The following is a 21,327-nucleotide window of genomic DNA, read 5'->3' as shown; positions in this document are numbered from 1 at the left end:
TTTGAGGAAGTTAGGTGCCGTAACGCCGCTGGCGTAACGCGAAATCGTCGAGCGCGGCGTGCAGATGTGCTTCGTCGAAGTCGGGCCAGTAGGTTTGCGTCGCCCAAAACTCGGCGTACGCAGCTTGAAATAATAAGAAGTTGGAGAGGCGCTGCTCGCCGCCCGTGCGCACGATCAGATCCGGATCCGGCAGGCCGGCGGTGTACAGGCGGCTGCCGACGGCACGTTCGTCGATCGATTCGACGTCGCGCAGCCCGGCGCCAACCTCGCGAACCAACGCGCGTACCGCGTCGCTAATCTCGCGCCGTCCCCCGTAATCCAGCGCGACGTTGAGGGTCAACCTGCGATTCGCGGACGTTTCATCGACCAGCCCTTGTAGCGCGTCGCGCGTTCCGGCCGGAAGCCGGTCCACGCGTCCGCATAGCCGCACCCGGATGCCGTCCTTGCCGAGCGCCCGCAGTTGGCCGCGGGCGGCACGCGCGCACAACTGCATCAAGCAGTCGACTTCGTTCCGTGGTCGCTGCCAGTTCTCGTCGGAAAACGCGAAGACGGTAACCACTTCCACGCCCTTGCGTTTTGCGGCGCGTACTACTCGCTTCAGTGCAACCACTCCGCGGTAATAACCGTATGCGATCGGCAGTCCACGCTCGCGTGCCCAGCGGCGGTTTCCGTCCATGACGATGGCGATGTGACGTGGGGTAACGCTGCGGTCCATGTTTACTTTGTATCACAAAGTTACGAATACGCGCAACCCTCGCGCGAAAGTTTTATGCTACGTCGTGGCGAGGTTGCGGCCAGCGCGCTGCGGCGTGCGCTCTTGCACATCGCGAACGACCGATTCGAGTTCGTCGATGTATGCCAGAAAGCGTTTGCGGCCGCGCGGCGTAATGTGATAGACCGTCGTCGGCCGCCCGTTGCCACGTTTCTTTTCGACCTTCAAAATCTCGACTTCGGCCAACGCGTGTAAGTGCCGGTTTAGGTTGCCGTCGGTTAGGTCGCAGGCGTCTTGTAAGTCGGTAAACGTCAGGCCCTCGGGATGCGCGATCAAGCACGTACAAATCGACAAGCGCCCGCGCTCGTGAAAGATCCGCTCCAAGCCGGGATAGGAGAAGGGCGCCTCTTGTTCGTCAGGCATGCGAACGCGACTCCCATAGCAATGCTCCGATCGCGAGCTGGCCGGTGCCGAATCCCAGCGGCACCACCCACCACGAGAGTGCGATATCGGATAACGGCGTGGCTAAAAACCCAACTGCCAACGCGGCGAACCCGATCGTCACCCATAGCGCACCGTCGGGGATCTGCGAGCGCGATGCAAACAATCCGATCGCATACAGCGCGAACCACGTTCCGGGCAAGAGCGTATACGCACCGGCGTGGCACAGCGCGACGGTGATGGCCGCGCCCAAAATGACGCTCGGCGCGATGGAAATCGCCGCCGACCGGAACTGGCTGCGGTCGTGCGCGCTGCGGTGGCTGAACAACCAGATCGCCGCGGCGCCATAGTTAATCGCTAGTGCGGCGGCGGCGCACGAGAACCAGATCGTTAGATAGGTCTGCAGCTGGCCGTGGGTGGCCGCCAAGGGTGCGACCCAAGCTTGGGTCAGACCGGCCAGGATCGCGCACAATCCGCTGGCGGCCGCCGCGGGTGCAGAATAGCCCTCAAAACGCTGAACGCGCGCGAGACGCTCGCGAACTTCCTCGAGATCGGAGAGGGCGCGGTTTAACTCCATCCCATACTTTGTAACACAGAGCGCCCCCGTGGCGCAAATCCGCTAGGTCCGCTCGATTGCCTCGTTCAGCCGTGCCTCGATAAAATCGCTGACGTCGTGCGTCCCGACGACGTAAAAGCGCTTTCCGGAGTTCACATCCTGAATCGAACCGCGCCAGCTGCCGTCTTCGGAGCCGGATTCGCCCTGTAACCACATCCGCACGACAAAAACGAGTTCCGGGCGAGATCGTTTCTCCACCGTCCCATCGTAGCAGTCCGGCATGCGGCCATCGTGCGCGGCTTCAGGCATCGTCGGCAATCGCTCGATTTGCTGGTAATTCGAGAAACGCGGTTCGCAGTGATTCGTCCTCAATTCGGGCCGCGAAACTGGTAAGCGACGATCGCGCCCGGGCCGACGCTGCGTCCGCGTCGCGAGCCGCGCCGGCGACTCTGAACCCTTGCGCGGCCGCCCACCATGAGTAATGCGGCCACAGCGCCCCGTCAAACGAGACGGCCCCGATGCGCGCTAGTTCGCGTGCCACCTCCAGCGCGCGCTCCGGTCGTTCTGCCTCGACATAGGCCAACGCGAGATCCGTCAGATCGTCGACGAAATCGTGTGGCTCTTGTACCGGTCGCCGAATCGCGAGGCCGGCTTCGAGATGCTCGATCGCGGCGTCGAAGTCGCCGAGCCGCCGCTCGGCGTTGCCGAGCGTCGACAACGCGGCGGCCTCGAAGACCGGATAACCAAGTTCGCGCGAAAGCGTTAGCGCCGATATCGCAAGTTCTTTGGCTACATCCAAATGTCCGAGTTGCCCGTGCACGAAACTCGCGTTCACGCGATTCGCGACCAACGTCCGCTTTTCCCGAACGGCTTCGAACAGCTCGTTGGAGCGGTCGATGGACCGCAGTGCCTCGGCGAACGAACCGATGCGCAGCAGAAGCAGCACGCGATTCGTATGGGTTAGCGCGATCCCGCGTTTGTGGCCCAATGCCTCATACATTGCAAGCGTCGCATCGAATTCGTGCAGCGCGAAGGTGTAGTCGCCCAGCCACGCCGCCGTGACGGCGAGGCGTCCTCGCGCGGTGGCCTGGCCTTCGCGATCGTTTGCCCGCACGTACAGTTCGAGCGATCGTTGCGTCAGCGAAAAACACCCTCGGTACTGCTGCCGTAAGAGCGCCGCCACCGCGGCGACGGCGAGGGAATGCGCTTCGAAGGCGAGATCCTCGACCGCACCTGCGCGCTGTTGAATCAGCGCAAGATAGCGTTCCGATGACTCGAGGTCCCCGGTGTTCGACGTCGACTCGACCAGAAGATGCAGGCATTCCAGTTGGCCTCGAACATTTCCGGAGCGCTCGTATTTGGCGAGCGCGTCGAGCGCGAACCGCTTCGCGTCCGCTGCATTGCTGGCGTTTGATGCATGCGTGGCGGCCTGCGTCGACGCTTGCGCTCGGGCGTCGTCATCGAGCTCCTCCGCCAGCGCACGCAGGCGTTCGAGGTATGCCGTTTCTTCATCCGAATCGCCGAGCGAGCGCGCTAGAAGAATGCGTCGTAGCGTTACCTCGAATGCCGCGTCCGGGCGTTCGTTGCCTTCAATGGTTTCGAGCAGCTCGATGTCCGCGCGCTGTCCCTCACGGTCGCCGCGCCGGCCGTGCGCGCTTTCCCGCGCATAGAGCGCCGAGCGGCGCTGTTCCGGCGTTTCGGCATTTTCTAGCGAACGGCTCGCCAGGGTGATCACGTCGCCGTGTGCGTGGACGTCGCGCGCGGATTGCGCGGCCGTCAGATACCATTGCGCGGCCGTCGAGCGCTCACCGCATCGTTCGTAATGCCGGGCGATCTCTTGCGGGGAGGCCGAACCGCGCGAGCCCTGCGCGGCTTCCAGGCAATGGGCAATCCGCAAGTGCCGTTGCGCGCGAAATGCCGGATCGATCTCCGAATACACCGCGTCCGCAATCAAATGATGGCTAAAAACGTAGTCCGAACCCGACCGCGCGCCGGCTTCACGAAGAATGCGCCGGTCCAATAGTTCGTCCAGACCGCGCGCGATCGACGTCGTCGAAAGGTTCGATACTTCGCGAATCAGCGAAAGCGTGCAGCCAGAGCCGGCCACCGCTGCAATCTCCGCGACGGTCCGCCCGTCTTGCCCGAGCCGTTCGACCCGCGATGCGATGACGTCCGAAACGCTCGTCGATACGTCGAGTGGATCGCGCGATTCGGCAATGGCGCGAATCGCCTCGTCCAAGAAGAGTGCGTTGCCTTCGCTTTGCATGAATAGCTGCCGCGTCAGGCCGGCGTCGCGTTCGCGCAGTCCCTCGACTCGCTCGATTAACTCGCCTACGTTGGTCTCGTCGAGCGGATCGAGCTCGATTTCGGTAAGGTTCGGATGCGACTCGAGCGACCGGCGGAGCATTCGTAGCGGATGTTGCGGCGGTGTTTCTTCAACGCGATAGGTCGCGACGATCAGCACCGGGCGGCGCGCGATGTCGCGAAAAATCGAGCCGAGGGCTTCGACCGTCGCCGGACCCGCCCAGTGTAGGTCCTCGAGAATTAACAAGAGTGGACGCGGCGTCGCGAGCGTCGCGACGGCGTGTGAGAGCGCTTCTTGGACGCGCGTGGTCGCGCGGTCGGGCGACGTTTCATAAAACGATACTTTTGCCGGCGCGTCGTCGGCCAGTTCCGGCAAGAGCGGCATTAAAACGGCGCGACGCTCGCCACTCAGCGGCCTTGCCTGCAGCAGTGGTAGTCCCGAACGCAACGCTCCGACGATCGACTGATAGGGTGACGATTCGGGAGCCGAGGTGCTGCCTGCGAACGCGCGACCACCCTCGCCTTGCGCGATGCGCGCCAGTTCTGCCGCCAGTCGCGACTTGCCGGCGCCGGCTTCGCCGCCCAAAAGAACCATGCCGCCGCTACCGCGCGCCGCGCGACCCCACGCAGCCGTCAGACTGGCCATCTCGCGCGTTCGCCCAACGAATGGCAGCACGGTTGCAACGCGCGCGGGCGACGAATCCGCGGCGGCAACGGATGCGGGCGACGGAACTCCGGGTACGGCTTCGCTGCGAAGAATCGAACGGCGCACGGCCACGGTCTCGGGCATCGGCGATATTGCCAGCTCGTCGCGCAGTTGGTTGGCGAAGCGATCGTATTCGGCTAGCGCTCCGGCGGTGTCGCCCGATTCGTAGCGCAGCGAAACCAGAATGCGCAGCGTATCTTCGCGCCAGGGGTCGGTTGCGAGGATGCGCTTCGCATACGCAATAGCCGAACCGTAGTCGCGCTCGGTACGGCATCGATCCACCAGCCGGTCGAGTACGTTCAAATACCGCGAACGCAACCGCTCGCGCTCGGGCAACGCCCAGTCGTCATAGACGCTTTCGAGTAAATCGCCGGTATACAAATCCACGGCTCGCTCGTAGGTGGCGGCGTCGCCGCTCAACCGTTCGAACTCGATGAAGTCGATGGAGGCGCCGGCCGCGTCGTTCCAACGTACGGTGTCCGCGTCCGTTACGATCCACGGACCGGTATCGCATTCCGGGAGCGCTTTGTTCGCAAGATACAGATAGCGCCGCAGTTCACCCAAGGCGGCAGTTTCGTCGGTTTCGGGGAACAGCGTGAAAGCGAGCGATTCGCGCGATACGACGTGGCCGCGTTTGAGCAGCAGCACGGCCAGCATCGCTAGCGTCGTCGAGCGCTTTGCAAATTTAACAGGCTGGCCCGCGTAGCGAACCTCGGGTTGCCCGAACAGGCGCACGTCGAGCATGATCGCCACGTTCGAGCCGAAGTCGAATCTTCCGTCGCCGGAAGCGGCTTCGGCCCGTCGTTGCAAACAGCCGGTGGTTATCGCTGCGCCTCTACTCTGCGCCGCGCTGGATGGCGCGTTGCTGGAGTCGGTTGGCCGCCTGTCTGAAAGCAGCCCGCATCGACGGAACGCTGGTAACCGCCGCTGCCGTTTCCAGTTCGGCACTAACGGTGAGATAGTCGATCGCGCGCATTTCCTGACCGAACCAATTCGGATGCAGCGGATGAATGAATCGGTAGACCACCTCCAGCGAGATATTGTCGCCCAGACTGTGGATGAAATTCACGGGAAGCCAGTCGCCGTCGTTATCGGCGCCCTTTGCGAGCCCGGTTTGCACGTCGTACAACGTCCAGGCGCGTGCGATGGCCGCCTTGGCCACATCCGAATAAAACGCAACGCCGGGCGGAATCGGCTGGGTATTGAGCGCCACTTTTTCGAGGGTGCCGTTCATGGTAGGGATCCTTTCATTGAGAGGGAGCGTCGTGGGGGCGAACCGGACCGTGACTCGGCTCGCTCACCAACCATAGCGGCGCTCCGTGCCGCTCGCGTGCCGTCCCGACTCGCACGCTCTCGGCACGCCGTGCGGCGACAATGCATGCATGAAACACGTTCTGTCGCTCCTCGCAGCAATGACGTTCTGTACGTTAGCATTCGGCGCTACGGCGCACGCCGCGTCACCGCTGACCGGAAATGGCACGTTCGGCCGGCTTGACGACATCGCGTCTAGCGACGGCATGGCTTCCGGCGGATCGCGTAGCGGGCACACGCTGCATATCGCACTCGTCGCGCGTTGGGGAATGTGGTACCCTGACGGGCCGCGCACGATGGGTTTGCCGATCGAAGCTTTCGGCGAGGCCGGTCGCTCGCTGCAGATCCCGGGGCCGCTCGTCCACGTTCCGCTTGGCACGCGTGTCGTTGCTTCGATTCATAACGAACTTGCACACGATCTCACCATCCGCGGGCTCGCGAACGGCTCCGCGGCGTCGCAGGTTATTATAACGGTGCCGCGCGGTGCAACGCGTCACGTTGCGTTCACGCTCGATCGCGCCGGAATGTTTTATTACTACGGATCCGATTTTGGTGAAGGTCTCGCATCGCGATTTGCCAGCGACGCCGAGTTGTCGGGAGCCATCGTCGTCGACCGTCCGCACGCGCCGCCCATCGATCGCGTCTTCCTGTTGAGTATCTACGCGCCGGTGATCGAGCCGACCGTCGGGCCCAACTTTCTCTACGCGCTCGAAACAATCAACGGGCGCTCGTACCCTGCGACCGAACGCTTGTCGTACGAACGCGGACAGCACGTGCGCTGGGGCATCGCCAACGTTAGCGGTATGACGCATCCGATGCATCTGCACGGGTTTTACTTTCGCGTCGACCGGCCGCAAGCGTACGATGAGGTCACGCATGCGTTTCATCCCGGCGATGCAGAGGAGATCTCTTGGGTCGCCGACCGCGCCGGAACCTGGATGTTCCACTGCCACATAAGCGATCATATCGTCGGACACGCGCCGATCGCCGACATGCGGGCCGCCAAAGCCAGTCCGGAGTTCGCGCTTGCCAAAGACCCCGAAGTGGCGGTCGCCAATCGGTTTCATCGCGCGGACATGCCGATGGGCGGCATGGTCGTCGCCATCCAGGTGCGCCCGCGTCCCGGCGATCGCGCCCCATCGGATGCGACGGCGCCGCGGCGAATGACGTTAGCGGTCGACGCGCGCGATGAAAGCGCGCCACCGTACCCCGGGCTCACGAAGGATACGCTGACTTTAGACGACGGCGCGTATCACGAGCAGTCCAGCGGGAACGCCGGTCCTCCCATCGTTCTCACGCGCGGACAACCGGTTGCGATCGCCATTACAAACAACACGCGCGAGTCGACCAGCATTCATTGGCATGGTATTGCCTTGCAAAACAGCTACTTCGATGGCGGCTCTGGGATGGCGATGCCGATGGGTCAAAATGCGATGTCCCCGGCGATCGGAACGAAGCAGACGTTCGTCGCGCGGTTCACGCCGCCCGACGCCGGAACGTTCATGTATCACGCGCACATGGACGACGGCTGGCAACTCGCAAGCGGCATTTATGGGACGCTGATTGTGCTGCCGCCGCATCAGACGTTCGATCCGGCCACCGATCACGTCGTTATGATCTCGGAGTCATACGAACGTGCCGGCAGTCCCTACGTTGCGTTCAACGGACTGTTAAAGCCCCCGGCGCTGACGGTTGCCGCCGGCGTACCGCAACGCTTGCGCATCGCGGTGATGACGCTCAGCGGCGAAAACCTCGTCGCGTCGCTCTCCGACGGATCGCGCGTTTTGCAATGGACGCCCATTGCCAAGGATGGACGCGATTTGCCGTCTGCGCTTCGACAAGAGCGCGTCGCAACGCAGGCGCTCACCATCGGCGAAACGCGCGACTTTCGCTTTACCCCGTATGGCACGGGCCTGCTGGAGTTGAAGGTGTACGATCTAGACAACGGCAGCATGCTCGTTGGAACGCAGCAGATCGACGTGCGGCGTTAGAAGAAGACCGAAAGGTCGAGTCGCGGGTCCAGGTAGTTAGCGTGCCAACCTTGCCGAACGCGATCGCGGAGCATCGCCTCGCCGGCGCCGAACGCATAGAACGCAACGCGCTTGTCGCGCGCAACTGCCGGAGCGTCGTTCAGATCGGCGATCACGTGTGCATACGTTCGATCGGAGTCGGCGGCTAGCAGCGAGGCCTGCGCGTCCGTTAAGAAGGTCTCGTTCGAGGCGTGCGCTTGCGCTGCGGCCTTCGCAATTGCGAACTCTGTGTAGCGCGCGACGCCCTCTTGCCAGCATTGAAACGCGAAATACTTCCGATCGCCCTCGGGGAGAGACGCGGAGAACGAACGCAGCATCGTAACGAACGTCGTGGCTTCGGCCGCCGAGTCCGAGGTTGCAAGCGCTTTGGCCAGCTGATGGGATAACGCCGCAAAGGCGGCATCGACTTTAGCATCGGAATACGGGAACGGATAATTAAGCATCCACATCCCGCTGTTGCCGTTGGGCGCGAGCTTTAGCGCGGCGACGCTCGAAAAATATGGCGGCCACGCATCTTTCCATTGGTGGAAATGTTCGTGCAGCAGCGTGATAATCTAACGCATCGGTTCGTGCGCCTGCACGAACTGCGGCTCGCCGATGACGATCGTTGGCACGCCGTCGGCCCAAGGGAACGTCGCCTCTAGGTTGGGTGGAAACGACGGTGCCGGCTGTGGCGACGCGAAATTGCTCTCGACCGGTCCGTTTGCGGTGAGGAGATCGATGCGAAACGGCGCCGACGTCCAGTTCGGCCAAATCGAATCGCCAACCGTGTGCAGCATCGACGTCGCTAACGCGATGCTGGCCAAGTCCGCGGGTGCGGCGGTTGCTACCGGCGCCGGAGTTGCGGCGAGCACGGGCACGAAGGACGTCGCGGCAATGGCGAGACCGACGCACAATATCGCACGCCGCACGAAGAGTCGAATAAGATGGGCACCATTGGTCATGGTCGAACGACATTCCCAATGACAAGTGCGTTTCCTCGAGTGCTTGCGGCTGCGGCATATTCCGCGGGCGTGGCCGCCTTGGTTGCCGCGACCCCCGCCGCGCAGCCATCGTTAGGCGGCATCGTTCTCGGTACACCGATGGAAAGAGCTGCCGCTGCGTATCCGCTGGCAAATGTAACGAAGGTCGGTGCGATTTCAATCCTGCACGCCGACCGTCCCGACGGCGGAAAGTTGACTGCGTACGGCGACTTTCGCGGCGTGGTGTGGCTGGTTCGCTTCGAAGGCGTTCCACACGAACGCGGTTCGTTGCAGTTACCGTGCGGGGGCGATTTCGATCTACAGTCGTCGTACGAAAATCTCGCCGACGGGGCCGCAAAGTTCGGCTGCACCGCGATCCCTCATGCTTTCGCGTATTCGTTGCCGGATCGATCGGTGTTGGTGGCGTCGTTCTACGGTCCGCATGACGGCGCTCTGCAAACCGCAACCTGGTCGGTCTCCGGTATTCCGGCGTCGTGGACCGTACCCGCGGCGGTACCAACCGGCGCGTGCAACACGGCTGGGGAAGAAGCTGTAGTCGTAAAGCGCGCGCCGCTCGACGTTTCGCCTGCAGACGCGCAAAAGGCGCTAGGAGCCGGAGCATCGCCCGACATAGACGTCGAGGTGCTGCTCGGGCCCGACGGTTTGGTGAAGCGTGCGTCGATGTTTCGCAGTAGCGGAAGCTCGGTGCTCGACGACGCGGCCATCACCGCAGTGGAGAATAGTATCTATCGACCCAAGCGCATTCATTGCACACCAACCTATGGCGTGTACCAGTTTCCGTTCGAGGTGCAGCATTAGTGTTCGATCGCAAACAGTCCGAACCGCGATTTTGGAAGGCCTTGCTCGCCAGCGCGCTATTCGTTGTTCCGCTCGCGCTCTTCACACGCGCGCTGATTCGAATGACCGACGTCGTGTGGTTTGCAATCACCATCGGCTGCGCTCTCGCGGTCGCTTGGACGATCCACAGCCGCACCATGAACGATTGGCGGGCCGGCGATACCATGCACCTAAGAACGTTTGAGAAACGCAGGTTGGTCGGCAAAAACATCAAGATCGATCGCCGCTAACAGGTTCGGAACGCTCCGTAGCGTAGAGCCGAGTGGTGGAAACGCAGAAATCGCCCTTTAAGGTCGAGCGCTTAGGCATTATCATGCGGCCCGACCCAAATCGCCCGGAAGAAGTCGAAGGCGTGCTCAATCCGGCAGCCGCTCGCGGCCCGGACGGCGAGCTCTATCTATTTCCGCGCATCGTAGGAAAAGGCAATCACTCGCGCGTCGGTATCGCTCGGGTGATCTTCAACGACAACGGCGATCCGGTCGACGTCGAACGCCTCGGCTTCGCACTCGAGCCCACCGAGCCGTACGAGCTGCGCCCCGAGGAAGGCACCGGCGGCTGTGAAGATCCACGCGTCACGTACATTGAAAAGCTCAAGACCTACGTCATGGCCTACGCCGCCTGGGGGCCGACCGGTCCGCGCATCGCGGTGGCCGTCTCGAAGGATTGTTTGCACTGGGATCGCCTCGGGCCGATCACCTACGGCTACGACGAAGCGCTGGGCGTCGATTTTAACAACTACGATAATAAAGACGGCGTGTTCGGTCCCAACGTGTTCGAACGCCCGGATGGCGTGCTCTGTATCGGCTTGATCCATCGTCCGGCCTACACCACCGCCGAAACCGCGCCGCATGGGACGAAAAATCCGTTGCCGAGCATTTGGATTTCGTATTGCGACGCGAACGAAGTCATGAAAGACCTAAAGGCAATTACGCGTGTCGACGGCCACCGCTTGGGGATCGACCCCGAAAACGAATGGGAACATTTGCGTATCGGGGCCGGCACGCCGCCGATTCGCACCCCGCTCGGCATGATGATGATCTATCACGGCGTTTCCGGTACGCTGGCGACCAAACCCGGCGAGCACAACATGGTGAACTACACGGCGGGTGTCGTTTTTTTTGAACCCGGCCGCGACGGCGGTTTGAAATACCGCTCGAACACCCCGATTTTTATTCCTGAGACACCCGACGAAACGCAAGGCGTCGTCAATAACGTCGTGTTTCCGACCGGCATCGACGACCGCGGCAATGGCACGATCGACTTTTATTATGGAATGGCCGATCGCTACGTCGGTGCGGCCCGCTTGACGCTTCCGGACGCGCTGCCCCAATAAGAGAATTGATCTTTCAGTCGACCAGAACGCTCGTGCCGTTTAGCTGCGACATCAGCCACCTCGCGTGGACGTACTCTGGCTGAGTGTGTCTGCGCCGCGATGCCGGCGCCTTCGCGTTTTCCGTTCTCGTGAATTCGGACTAGACGTAGTCCACTCGTTCATAAAAGGGAAATCGTAAATTTCGGACCTTCGAAATATCTCAGCAACAAGTTTTTCGCGATTTTGACCTCTCGTGACCGATCGGTTGTGAAATCTTTACTGTTGTTTCCGAAATTAGCAATTTTGGTGGATTTCGATTGTTAACGGGTGGACTTAGTCTAGTCCGAATTTGCTACGGTGCCCGATAATCACCACACGCGCTGCCTACCTGGCCGGTCGCTCTGCTGTGCTGTGTAACATCGTCTGACTAGGTGCGGCGAGTACTTACACACAAGGTTGCCGCAACACACCGTACAAGTGTCTCCGCGTGGAACGCGCGTCTTTTGGAGCGGACGCCGGGCCTTCGTTCGAACGCGTCCGCGTGTCGGCGCGACTCGATTCGCTGGAACGGAAACGGATCGCACTACTTGTCGCCCCTGCCGGGTGGGGCAAGACGAGCGCGCTGCAGGCGGCGCGCTACTCGCGCGACCCTTCGGCGCGAGCGTTCGATGTTCGCGACTATCGCGACGACTTCGAATCGCTGCTGCGTGATATCGACACGGCCGTCGCAGATAACGTCGCGCGAATCGTTGTCGACTCGCTAGACGTGCTCTTTCGCGATCCGGCCTCATTGGAACGCTTCGTTGCTACGATCGACGCCGCGCCGGCCGAAATACATTGGACCATCGCGTCGCGTGGCACATTCGGGCTGCCAGTTGCGAGTTGGCAAGCGTACGGACACTGCGACGCCCCGCTCGACGCCACCGATTTGCGCCTGTCGCGCGAAGAGATCACGGAGTTCCTCATGGGCGACGGCCTCGCGTCGGGCGATGCCCACTCGGTACAAATCGAGGAAATCGCCGGCGGATGGCCGGCCGCTGTCACGTTTTTGCCGAACCTGCGCCGCAACGCGACTTCGTTCTGGCGCGAGCAAGCGTTCGCGGCGATGCAATCGGACGAGTTGGAATGTCTACATCTCGCGTCGTTGTTACCCGCCGTCGACTTGCGTGTGTTGGAAACGGCCGGATGCGCGAACGCCTCCGTTTTGCTCGAACGAATCGGCGCTAGAACCTCGATCGTGCAGTGCGATCATGGTACGTATCGATGGGTGCCACTCGTTCGCGAAGCGCTGCTAGAGCTGCCGTTGGCCGAAGCCGAGCGACGCGATCTGCTTTCACGTGTTGCGATCGCACTCGAACGATTCGAGTTCACAAGTGATGCAGTGCGCGCGGCCACCGCGGCCGGCGTCGCATCAGAAATTCGGCGGCTATTAGCGAAACACGGTATCGCGTTGCTGGACCGCGGAGACTCGCAGACCGTACGCCAAGCAATCGACGCGATCGAACCCGCCACGCGCGAATCCGACGCGAACCTCTTGACGCTGCGCGGTCTACTGTACGCGTCGAGCGGCAATCCCATCCGCGCCGAAGCGACGTTACGTCGCGCGGTTGCGATAGCGGGTGACGATGCCGAGCTTGAGGCCAGCGCGCGCCTCAAGCTTGCGGCGTTGGTGTTGAACCACGGCGGCGCCATCGAAGGCATCGTCGAGCCGCTGGTTGAGTCGCCGCGATTCTCGCCGAGCATCAAAGCCGAAGTGCTTTCACTGCTCGGGGCGATGGAGGCGGCTACGGGATTGCGGGAGAGCGCGCAATCCAAAGTCGATGCGGCAACGTCGGCGCTCGCCGAGATTCCATTTGATTCGTCCCGCGCGCGAGCGCTGCAGCGCATCGGCGTTGCGTCGATGTATTTGGGCCGCTATGCACTCGCCAAGGATTATCTCGGACATGCCTCCGAGCTGGCATTGGAACTCGACAACTATAGTGTGGCAAGCCGAGCATTTTCAGCCTTGTCGAACCTAGTCTGTCACGAATACGACGACGTGATGGCCCAACTTTGGTACGCCGAGCGCGCGGTCGATGCCGCCACGAAATCGCGCGACGCGGTCGAATTGCAAACGGCCATGCTGCAGGTAGCCGCCGCTGAAATGCGACGCGGTAACGCGGAAGAAAGCGCCGGGTATGAGGATCTCGTCGCCGGTCTGCGTTCCGACCCACGGCGTGCAGCTGTGGCTTCGAGTTTCAAAGCGTTGCGTCTCGCCTGGGAGGGACAGTTCGCGCAGGCGCATCGTCTATTGGCGCCGTGCTGGCAACACCTGAACCACTACTTCGATTCGGTCTTGGTCGGCGGTCAATTCGCCGCGTTCTTGGCCCTCGATGATCGCCGCGGCCCGTCCATCGAAGCCGTGTCCGATGTCTTGGCCATCGTCGATTCGGTCGAGCCGCGCGGGTTGTTTCGCATCCGCTGCGTAACGCTCGGATTGTTGTTTTGTGTGATCGCCGAAACGCTCAACGAACGAACCACGTATGCCTCACGGATTGCTCGCCGTATTTTTATCAAGCGATCGGACCCGGTGACCGGCTTGGCAGGACGCATCGCTCGCGAGTTCATCGCGCGCGGACCGTCGGGGCTCGATGTCGAGGCGATGCTTTCTTCGGTCGGGCACCTGCCGAGTTTCGGATACTCCGACGTCAGCCGCGTGCTCGAGGCGGTGTTGCAATCGCTCGCGGGCCTACGCTACCGGGACCAAGATGCCGTGCTCACCGCAGCCGAAGTCAACGTGTTGCAATTGTTGGCCGAAGGATTTAGCACGAAAGATATTGCCGAGCAGAGTGGGCGCAGCGTAAACACCGTCCGCGCCCATCTGGCTAACGCGATCAACAAGCTACAATGTCATGGCCGGGCGCAGGCGGTGGCGGCCGCGCGCCGGCGCCGCCTCATTTCGTAAACGCGGCGAGCAAACGCGTAGTCCGATTTGCTTAGGGACCGTTCGACGCTGCCGCTCTATCGTTAGAGTCAGGAGCGGAGCCGCAGCGCCTCCTCATCGCGGCGGTTCCGAGCCAGGCCCGGAACATCTCATCCCTTCCATCAACCACTCCGGCAACCGGCTCGGGCGTCGTTTCGGCGGCGCCCGTTTCGCCGTGCGCCACCCAGTTGGCACTCTCACCCGCGATACTCGGAGCATGAGCGAATATCTCATTGGAGCCGGAGCCGTTCTCGCAGCCGGTCCGGAGTCGTCCATCACCCGGGCAGCCCTCCATGCCCAGACGGAACCGCATCTGGCCGCCAACGTCGGCGCGGCGGTGATCGACTTCGAGGCGTCCGTCCCCGATGAGCTGTCGCGCATCGTCATCGTAGCGGCCGGCTGGTCCGGTTCCCGGTTCGAAGCCGAGATCGTCCGGCCGCTCCTGGCGCGTCGCGAGTGTTCCGCGGCCGACGTTATGGTCGAGTTGGCTCGGGCCACCGGCTCGGGCCGGGTGCATTTGTTCGCTCGCTGGCTTCCCGACGCCGCGATGGACGCCGTGCTTCAGGCTGCCGGTGTCGAGGTCGTCTGCCATCCGGTCGAATCGATCCGCCAGGCCGCCTTGATTTCCGGGCAGCGCTTCTCGCATTGGCCTACGACGTTACGGGCCGCTTAACGTCTAGGTTCAGGCCCTTCCAAGGGTAGGGGCCCACGATGCACCGTACACATGCAAACTATGCCGAACTCCCGCGTTGCCGTCATCGATGACGATCGCATGGTCCGTGAAATGCTCGAATTGGGCCTCTCCCGCGAGGGCTACGAGGTTCGGACCGCGACCGACGGCTTCGGCGCGTTGGAACTGGTCAAGTCGTTCGATCCGGAAGTGATCGTGCTCGACATCATGATGCCCAAGATCGACGGTATCACGCTGCTGCCGCGCTTGCGCGAGATTACGCAGGCGCCGATCCTTATGCTCACGGCCAAAGGCGGCACCGACGATAAAGTGCGATCGCTCGCGTCCGGCGCCGACGATTATCTCGTCAAACCGTTCGTTTTCGAAGAACTGATCGCGCGCTTGCACGCCAAACTGCGGCGCCCACAACTGATCGAAGAGAACGTGCTGCGTTGGCACGACGTGTCGATCAATCCGGATACGCGCGAAGCCTGGCGCGGCAAGGACGTGCTCGAGTTCACCCAGCGCGAGTTCGATTTGCTTGAAGTTTTTCTACGCGAGCCGCGCCGAGTGTTCAGCAAGGACCACTTGCTCGAAATCGTCTGGGGTCACGATTTTGAAGGCGGCCCGAACATCGTCGAGACCTACATCTCGTATCTCCGGGCCAAGATCGACCGGCCGGGCGAGCAGGGATCGTTCATCCGCACGGTTCGCGGGGTTGGATACGGCCTTAGCCAATAAATCGGCATGAAGGTTGCGTCCCGCCTCTCGGCGCTCTACGCGGCGCTGTTGGGCGTGACGGTGCTGCTCGTCATCGTTGCCTCGTCGATCGCGCTGGTCGTCGAACTCGGCGCATTCTCCCAAGACATCGTGATCGCCAAGCACGAAGAGGCGCGCATCATGGCCGATCGCTATCATCGCGAAGGCCTGACGCTCGCGCAAGGTGCTCCGGAGGTTGTTGCCGCCCTGCAAGGCATCGGTATGCGAGTCACCGTCTACGATAATAAGGGCAGCTATCTCGCGGGTGATAAAACCCTTCGTCCCAAGGTGCTCGACCGGATCCTGTCGCTGGGCGGTTTCGAACATTTCATTCCCCATCCGGTCCACTCGCCGCACTTCATCGGTCCGCCGCTCGGTCCGCCGGCCGATACTTCGCGATTCGATCCCATGCAAGTGGCACCGGTGCATGGCGGCTACGTGGCCTTCGCGACGTCGCCGTGGCTGCTGATCGTTTCGCTCGATCCGTATTGGCGCATCGTGTTGGCGATCGCGCTCGGCGCCATGTTCGTTTCGTGGTTCATCGGCCGGGTGTTTGCATCGCAGGCGCTCAAACCGATCAGCGAGGTCAGCACCGCACTGCACCAGCTCGCCAACGGCGATTACACCCAACGACGTTTCGTTCTGCAAAGCGGCGACGAAGTGGCATCCCTAACGGAGGCCTACAACGATGCCGCCGCTAGCGTTGCGAGTGCGATGGACGATCGCCGGCGTGCGGAGGGTCGCATGCGCCAGTTTGCCGCCGACGCCTCGCACGAACTTCGCACGCCGCTCACCGTGATCGGCGGCTATATCGACGTGCTGCGCCGAGGCGCCGTCGAAGAACCCAAGATCGCTCGTCAAATTCTCGCTACCATGTCGCTCGAGAAAGAGCACATGCGGAGCATGATCGATCGCTTGATGCGATTGGCACGTCTCGATTCCGAAACCGAGCCGCGCGTCGAAGTCATCGATGTGAAAGCATTCTTACAAGGGCAGGTCAAGGCCGCGCACCGGCTCGACGAGCGCCGCCAGATCGATTACTCGGTCGACAACGTCGAAACGATCGACGCCGATCCCAGCGAGTTGGGCGAAGCCGTCTGGAACATCATCGAGAACGCGCTCAAATACGCGCCCGAAGCGCCGATCCACCTACGCGCGAGCCGCAACGATGGTCACGTGATCATTAGCGTGCGCGATGAAGGACCCGGTATGTCCGAATCCGAGCGCGTGCACGCTTTCGAACGCTTTTATCGCGGCGACGAGCGCGGCGAGATCACCGGAACCGGTCTCGGATTGGCGATCGCGAAGCGCGCGGTGGAACGCGCCGGCGGCGATATCGCCATCGACAGCGCGCCGGGCCACGGTACCACGCTGACGATCACACTCGATGCATCGCCGGATACGTATTCCGCGCTAACGACAGCGCCCGTGCAGAAACGGCTCGGGGCGTAAGCGCCGAGATTGTGGTTACTGGTCGCGGCCCCGCCCGACGTTCTGAACGCCCTCGGCAAACCCGAGGTGGCTATGGCCGCCACAATCGACGCATACCGTCTCGATCGTGACCTCCACGTCGCACTGCTCGCCGGCACCGTGACCCGACCACCCGCAGGGGTTGGCCGAGCATTGACATTGACTCATGCGACGTAGTACGCCGAGCGGCGTACGAGGCCTGGCGTAAACGCCGTGCGTGCTGCCGTCGCAACGCTCTGCGTCTTCGCGACCCTCTGGTTCGCATTCGCCCTGCACGCCACCGGCTCGCACCTCTGGCTGCCCTACGCGGTGGCCGTCCTCATCTCGATCTCGCTATTCCTGGGAGTCCCGAAATACGACGCGTCGTCGACCGTCGGGCGGCGCCACCGCGCGCGCGTCATCGGGATCGCTTCCGGAGTCGAAGCGCTGGCCATCATCGTCGCTGTCTTCCTCATCCCGCCGTCGCAGCAGATGCATTGGGCCGCTCCGGTCGTCGCGGCAATCGTCGGGTTGCACTTTCTGCCGATCGCGCGATATCTGCCGTACAAGCCGTACTACTTCGCCGGCATCGCGTTGGTCTGCGTCGCCGCGGCGGGGGCGGCGATCGAACTCGCCGGATGGAGCGATGCCGCGAGCCAATTCGTCGTCGGCGCCTGCTCGGCGTTCTTTTTATGGATGACGAGCGCGGCGATCGTTCGCGACGCTCGCCGCCGCGCGGCGATCGTTCGCGACGCTCGCCGCCGCGCGGCGAGCGGCTGACTTCCCAGGCTGAGTTCAGGTAGCGTCGTTTACAATCGGCGCGCCACGATGCGTCGAATAATCGCCGCGGCCTTTGCCGCATGCCTCGCCTTAGCCGGTCTTCCGGCGATCGCACAGTCCGATTCGGGCCAGATTTCGATCGTCGTTACCGACGCGCAAACCAAGCAGCCGGTCGGGTTGGCGCGCGTGCTTCTCGATGGCGCGGTCATCACGTCTGAGTTGACCGGCACCAACGGCAAGGTCATCTTCACCGAAGTTCCCGACGGCATCTATCGCGCACGCATCGTCAAACGCGGCTACCATAGCCTGACGTCGGAGTCGTTTGAAGTCCTCGACGGCCGAGTGGTCACCGTGACGATGGCGCTCGAAGGGGACACCGGCAATCTCAAAGTTATCGGAACCGTCCAGGTAAAAGCATCGGTCGTCATTTCATCGACGTCGATCGATCAAAACTCGGCGCAGCGCCGCCTCTCCGACGATCTGGCCGGCGCGCTGAACAAACTCTCTGGCGTCAGCGTTACCACCAGCAGCGACGATAGTGACGCAACGCAGACCGTCTCCCTCGAAGGTCACGACGCGAGTCAAACCGCGCTCACGCTCGATGGCATTCCGCTCAATGCGCCCGGCACTGCCGGCAACCTCGGCGCGTTCGCGACCGACTTGTTTTCGGGAGCGTCGGTCCGCCAAGGTGCGACGCTCGGGGGGCTGGGCGGCTCGGTCAACTTTAGCACGCTGCAGCCGACGCTCAGTTGGATGTCGCAGGCGAGCTTCTCGGCCGGAAGTTACGGTAAATACAACTATTCGTTCGCAGAGAGCGGTTCGGTCGGGAAACTCGGCGTCGCGGCGCAGACCGTGTATCGCGAGACGCCGTCTCTAATCGACGGGGAGTATTATCTCGACGGCAGCGGGCTCGAATACAACCACGACGGCGACAGTGAAGTCTCGGGCAATCTCTTCAAAGCGCGTTACGAGTTCGGCGATTCGCAGTCGATCACCGGAACGTTCCTCAATTCGACGCGGGACACCAACATCGTCTGTTTGCGCGAAGGTGCGCCGCCCGCACTGCCGTGCGGCTACGGCCCCAACAATAGCAGCGATAGCAGCACGCAGCTGTATGCGCTTACCGACAACGCGCTGGTCGGCGCCACCGAACTGCAAGGAACGCTGTATTCGACCGTTTCGAAAATGTCGCTCGACGAACTCGAACGCTACGTCGATATCTCGACCGGACCGTATCCGATTCCCGACAATCAGCCGAACGCGTTCGACACCCTGATGAGTACCAAAGGCTTTTCGGTTAGCGCGACGCTGCCGGCCCAACAGCGCCACACCATCTCGATCCAAGCCTACGGTTCGACCTCGCAGAACGTCACCACGCCGTTGATCGAGCAGTCTGCGCAGTATTATTTCGGCGGGTTTAACACGAGCTACGACGCTCTCAGCGCTACCGACACGATCCATTCCAGCGACAAACTCACGCTTTCGGATTCCCTCGGATTGAGCACGGGCACGGGTTCGGGCGGCGTCACCGCGTTGGGCAGCATAGCGGCGACGTGGAGGCCGACGACCGTCGATACGTACAACGCTTCGTATTCGTTGGGTGGTGTCGCGGCCACGATGGGCCGTTCGCAAATCCTGAGCGATCCGGCCTCGCTACGCTTTACGTGCGCGGGCACGCCGGCTCAAGACACCGCCTACGGACAGGCGCCGGGCGACAATCCCGGCCCGAGTTCTTCCATTTCGTATCGCGCCGGCTACACGCGAACGTTTAAGGGCGGCAACGTCTCGGTGCAACTCTACCGGCAAATCCAAGCCGGCGTGTTGCTGCCGGTCGATGTCAACGGCACCGTGCTCGCGCAGCAAGGGTTACTACCGGTCGGGTATCTGCAACAAGCCCAGGAACTGTTCGATTCCGCGGCCGGCTGCAATTTAAAATCCAACACGCCGCTGCAGGCCGCGCAACTGTATTTTTCGACGCCGATCTCGGGAATCAAGCGAATCTATCAGGGCGCCGAACTTACCGGTTACGCGACCTTCGGCGGTTTGGTCGTGCAGCCGTTCTACAATCTTATTCAGTCGCAAGCATTCTCCAACTCGCCGTATCTCAACAATCCGTATTCGATCGTGTTGTCGGGCTTGCAGCTGCCGAATCAACCGATGCAACGCGCGGGCGTCGTTCTCGATTACAAAGCGCCGCACTCGATCTTCGAATGGCTGGCCGACGCGCAGTACACCGGCCGCAACAATCCCAACAACTTGCCGGCCTACACAACCTATGACGCCGGCGTGACCGCGTCGCTCAACTTCGGAACGCTGACGTTTGCCGCCAGCAATATTACCAACACCTATGCCGGCATCTTCTCGACGCCGAAAAACGCCGTGCCGTATACGACGTTAGCCGGTTATCTGGTCCCGACAATGGCGCGGCCGATCCAGCCGAGTCAGATTTCGCTCACCTATAGCGCGCGCTTCGGGCCGGGCGCGGTCAGTTCGCAATCATCGTCGGCGTATAATCCCGTACGCAATCGCGGCGGCGGACGTGGCGGATTTGGCGGCGGCGGATTTGGTGGCGGTCCCGGCGGCGGACCCCCCGGCGGAGGGCCGCCTCCGGGAGCGGGTCCGCCGAGCGGCAATGGCGGTTCCGGTAATCGGCCGTTCTTCGCACCGTTGCCGACCTCACCGCCGGCCGATCCGCTCGGCCTGATCGCCGATCAGACGCGTTGCAGCTCCGACGACAGATCGAAAGCCACAGCGCTATCCGGCGAGTTGAAAGCGTATGTTGCGCGCATCGAAGCGGCGAAGACTAACGCTGGGTATCCCGCGACGCTATCTGCGCCCGACCTACCCGACGCATCCGTAACGTATCACGGCCTTGGCTCGACCTACGCGTTGTCGATCGTGCCCAAGAGTACGACGCGCTTGCGCGCGCTGGCCGGCTGCTTTGCATTGCACATCGCACGCGCCGCCGACGTAACGTCGCTCAAACTCTACGCGCCGCAAACGACGCTGTTCTTCGCACCGCAACTCGACTTTATGCCGGCGGTCGGCTTGTACTTCGTCGCTCGCCAGCAGCAAGCCGGACAAGAATCATTCCGCGTGTACAAACTGCCGGCCACGCCGCCCAAAACGCCCTTCGAAGTGCGCGCGAGCGACTCATGTACCGGCGATGCGAAGAATCTTGCGACGCAAGCACTCAACGAGTTGAACGCCTACTTTACCTCGCACGGCAAAGCGCCGACCTGGACGATCACCGCGCATACCGCAGCCGGCGGAACGTGGTACGAGTTGCAGCCTAGCGACCCGACCGTATTCGGTGCGATCGTGCAGTGCGGGCGCGTCGCTGCGACTACCCCCGACGAACTCAAGACCAAAAACTTCGACGGCAAGGACGTCCCGGCGATGAACTACACGCCGTCACTCGGCCTCTACTTCGTACGGCCGCCGCGTCCGCCGCGCCCTGCAGGGTCACCCCCGCCCGAGTAAGGCCGCGCACGGCGTTGCGTCGTACCTACGGC

General features: G+C 62.4%; 19 protein-coding genes. 10 read left to right on the top strand and 9 right to left on the bottom strand.

Annotation, left to right across the window (positions count from 1 at the left end; all coding sequences use genetic code 11):
• Positions 1-10 precede the first annotated feature (10 nt).
• Genes uppS through VGF98_00495 form a run of 6 tightly spaced genes read right to left on the bottom strand, consistent with a single transcriptional unit; the run spans position 11 to position 5,953 of the window.
• Positions 11-715 carry a polyprenyl diphosphate synthase gene (gene uppS, locus VGF98_00520; protein ID HEY1680110.1) on the bottom strand — a complete coding sequence of 235 codons (705 nt, stop codon included), beginning with the start codon at positions 713-715 and terminating at the stop codon, positions 11-13.
• 57 nt (positions 716-772) lie between these two features.
• Positions 773-1,135, bottom strand: a complete 363-nt coding sequence (locus tag VGF98_00515; GenBank protein ID HEY1680109.1) for a transcriptional regulator — start codon at positions 1,133-1,135, stop codon at positions 773-775.
• Positions 1,128-1,730 carry a hypothetical protein gene (locus VGF98_00510; protein ID HEY1680108.1) on the bottom strand — a complete coding sequence of 201 codons (603 nt, stop codon included), beginning with the start codon at positions 1,728-1,730 and terminating at the stop codon, positions 1,128-1,130. Before VGF98_00510 ends, VGF98_00515 begins: the two co-directional genes overlap by 8 nt.
• 42 nt (positions 1,731-1,772) lie before the next feature.
• Positions 1,773-2,018, bottom strand: a complete 246-nt coding sequence (locus VGF98_00505) for a hypothetical protein (protein ID HEY1680107.1) — start codon at positions 2,016-2,018, stop codon at positions 1,773-1,775.
• On the bottom strand, positions 2,011-5,529 hold the full coding sequence (locus tag VGF98_00500; protein HEY1680106.1) for an AAA family ATPase: 3,519 nt from the start codon (positions 5,527-5,529) through the stop codon (positions 2,011-2,013). The genes VGF98_00505 and VGF98_00500 overlap by 8 nt, the downstream gene beginning before the upstream one ends.
• Before the next feature lie 25 nt (positions 5,530-5,554).
• Positions 5,555-5,953, bottom strand: coding sequence for a hypothetical protein (locus tag VGF98_00495; protein HEY1680105.1), 399 nt, complete (start codon positions 5,951-5,953; stop codon positions 5,555-5,557).
• 148 nt (positions 5,954-6,101) lie between these two features.
• Here VGF98_00495 and VGF98_00490 point away from each other — a divergent pair, with 148 nt between their 5' ends.
• Positions 6,102-8,021 carry a multicopper oxidase domain-containing protein gene (locus tag VGF98_00490; GenBank protein ID HEY1680104.1) on the top strand — a complete coding sequence of 640 codons (1,920 nt, stop codon included), beginning with the start codon at positions 6,102-6,104 and terminating at the stop codon, positions 8,019-8,021.
• Here VGF98_00490 and VGF98_00485 read toward each other — a convergent pair.
• Together VGF98_00485 and VGF98_00480 are read right to left on the bottom strand one after the other, a co-directional pair.
• Complete coding sequence (locus tag VGF98_00485) at positions 8,018-8,509, bottom strand: hypothetical protein (protein ID HEY1680103.1); 492 nt, start codon at positions 8,507-8,509, stop codon at positions 8,018-8,020. The two genes, VGF98_00490 and VGF98_00485, sit on opposite strands and share 4 nt — an antisense overlap.
• A 105-nt stretch (positions 8,510-8,614) precedes the next feature.
• Positions 8,615-9,004: a hypothetical protein gene (locus tag VGF98_00480; GenBank protein ID HEY1680102.1), complete on the bottom strand. Its 390-nt coding sequence runs from the start codon at positions 9,002-9,004 to the stop codon at positions 8,615-8,617.
• 18 nt (positions 9,005-9,022) lie between these two features.
• Between VGF98_00480 and VGF98_00475 the strand changes: the two genes are divergently transcribed.
• The 7 genes from VGF98_00475 (at position 9,023) to VGF98_00445 (ending at position 17,035) form a co-directional block, all read left to right on the top strand.
• Positions 9,023-9,841, top strand: a complete 819-nt coding sequence (locus tag VGF98_00475; GenBank protein HEY1680101.1) for a TonB family protein — start codon at positions 9,023-9,025, stop codon at positions 9,839-9,841.
• On the top strand, positions 9,841-10,110 hold the full coding sequence (locus VGF98_00470) for a hypothetical protein (protein ID HEY1680100.1): 270 nt from the start codon (positions 9,841-9,843) through the stop codon (positions 10,108-10,110). Before VGF98_00475 ends, VGF98_00470 begins: the two co-directional genes overlap by 1 nt.
• Positions 10,111-10,145: 35 nt before the next feature.
• Positions 10,146-11,213 carry a hypothetical protein gene (locus VGF98_00465; GenBank protein HEY1680099.1) on the top strand — a complete coding sequence of 356 codons (1,068 nt, stop codon included), beginning with the start codon at positions 10,146-10,148 and terminating at the stop codon, positions 11,211-11,213.
• 466 nt (positions 11,214-11,679) lie between these two features.
• Positions 11,680-14,136 (top strand): LuxR C-terminal-related transcriptional regulator, encoded by a 2,457-nt coding sequence (locus VGF98_00460; GenBank protein HEY1680098.1) that lies wholly within the window; start codon positions 11,680-11,682, stop codon positions 14,134-14,136.
• Between the two features lie 235 nt (positions 14,137-14,371).
• Positions 14,372-14,827: a hypothetical protein gene (locus VGF98_00455; protein ID HEY1680097.1), complete on the top strand. Its 456-nt coding sequence runs from the start codon at positions 14,372-14,374 to the stop codon at positions 14,825-14,827.
• Between the two features lie 51 nt (positions 14,828-14,878).
• Complete coding sequence (locus tag VGF98_00450; protein ID HEY1680096.1) at positions 14,879-15,565, top strand: response regulator transcription factor; 687 nt, start codon at positions 14,879-14,881, stop codon at positions 15,563-15,565.
• A gap of 6 nt (positions 15,566-15,571) precedes the next feature.
• Complete coding sequence (locus tag VGF98_00445) at positions 15,572-17,035, top strand: HAMP domain-containing sensor histidine kinase (GenBank protein ID HEY1680095.1); 1,464 nt, start codon at positions 15,572-15,574, stop codon at positions 17,033-17,035.
• Between the two features lie 15 nt (positions 17,036-17,050).
• Here the strand turns inward: VGF98_00445 and VGF98_00440 are convergent, their stop codons facing one another.
• A complete protein-coding gene (locus tag VGF98_00440; GenBank protein ID HEY1680094.1) occupies positions 17,051-17,221 on the bottom strand; it encodes a hypothetical protein in 171 nt (56 codons plus the stop codon).
• Positions 17,222-17,266: 45 nt separating this feature from the next.
• Between VGF98_00440 and VGF98_00435 the strand changes: the two genes are divergently transcribed.
• Both VGF98_00435 and VGF98_00430 read left to right on the top strand, forming a co-directional pair.
• On the top strand, positions 17,267-17,812 hold the full coding sequence (locus VGF98_00435; GenBank protein ID HEY1680093.1) for a hypothetical protein: 546 nt from the start codon (positions 17,267-17,269) through the stop codon (positions 17,810-17,812).
• Between the two features lie 48 nt (positions 17,813-17,860).
• A complete protein-coding gene (locus tag VGF98_00430) occupies positions 17,861-21,295 on the top strand; it encodes a TonB-dependent receptor (protein ID HEY1680092.1) in 3,435 nt (1,144 codons plus the stop codon).
• Positions 21,296-21,327 lie beyond the last annotated feature (32 nt).

The sequence above is a fragment of the Candidatus Tumulicola sp. genome, assembly GCA_036490475.1.
Taxonomy (GTDB): Bacteria; Vulcanimicrobiota; Vulcanimicrobiia; order Vulcanimicrobiales; family Vulcanimicrobiaceae; genus Tumulicola.
The sequence above is the reverse complement of the archived record's forward strand: the minus strand, read 5'-3'. Positions and strand labels throughout refer to the sequence as shown.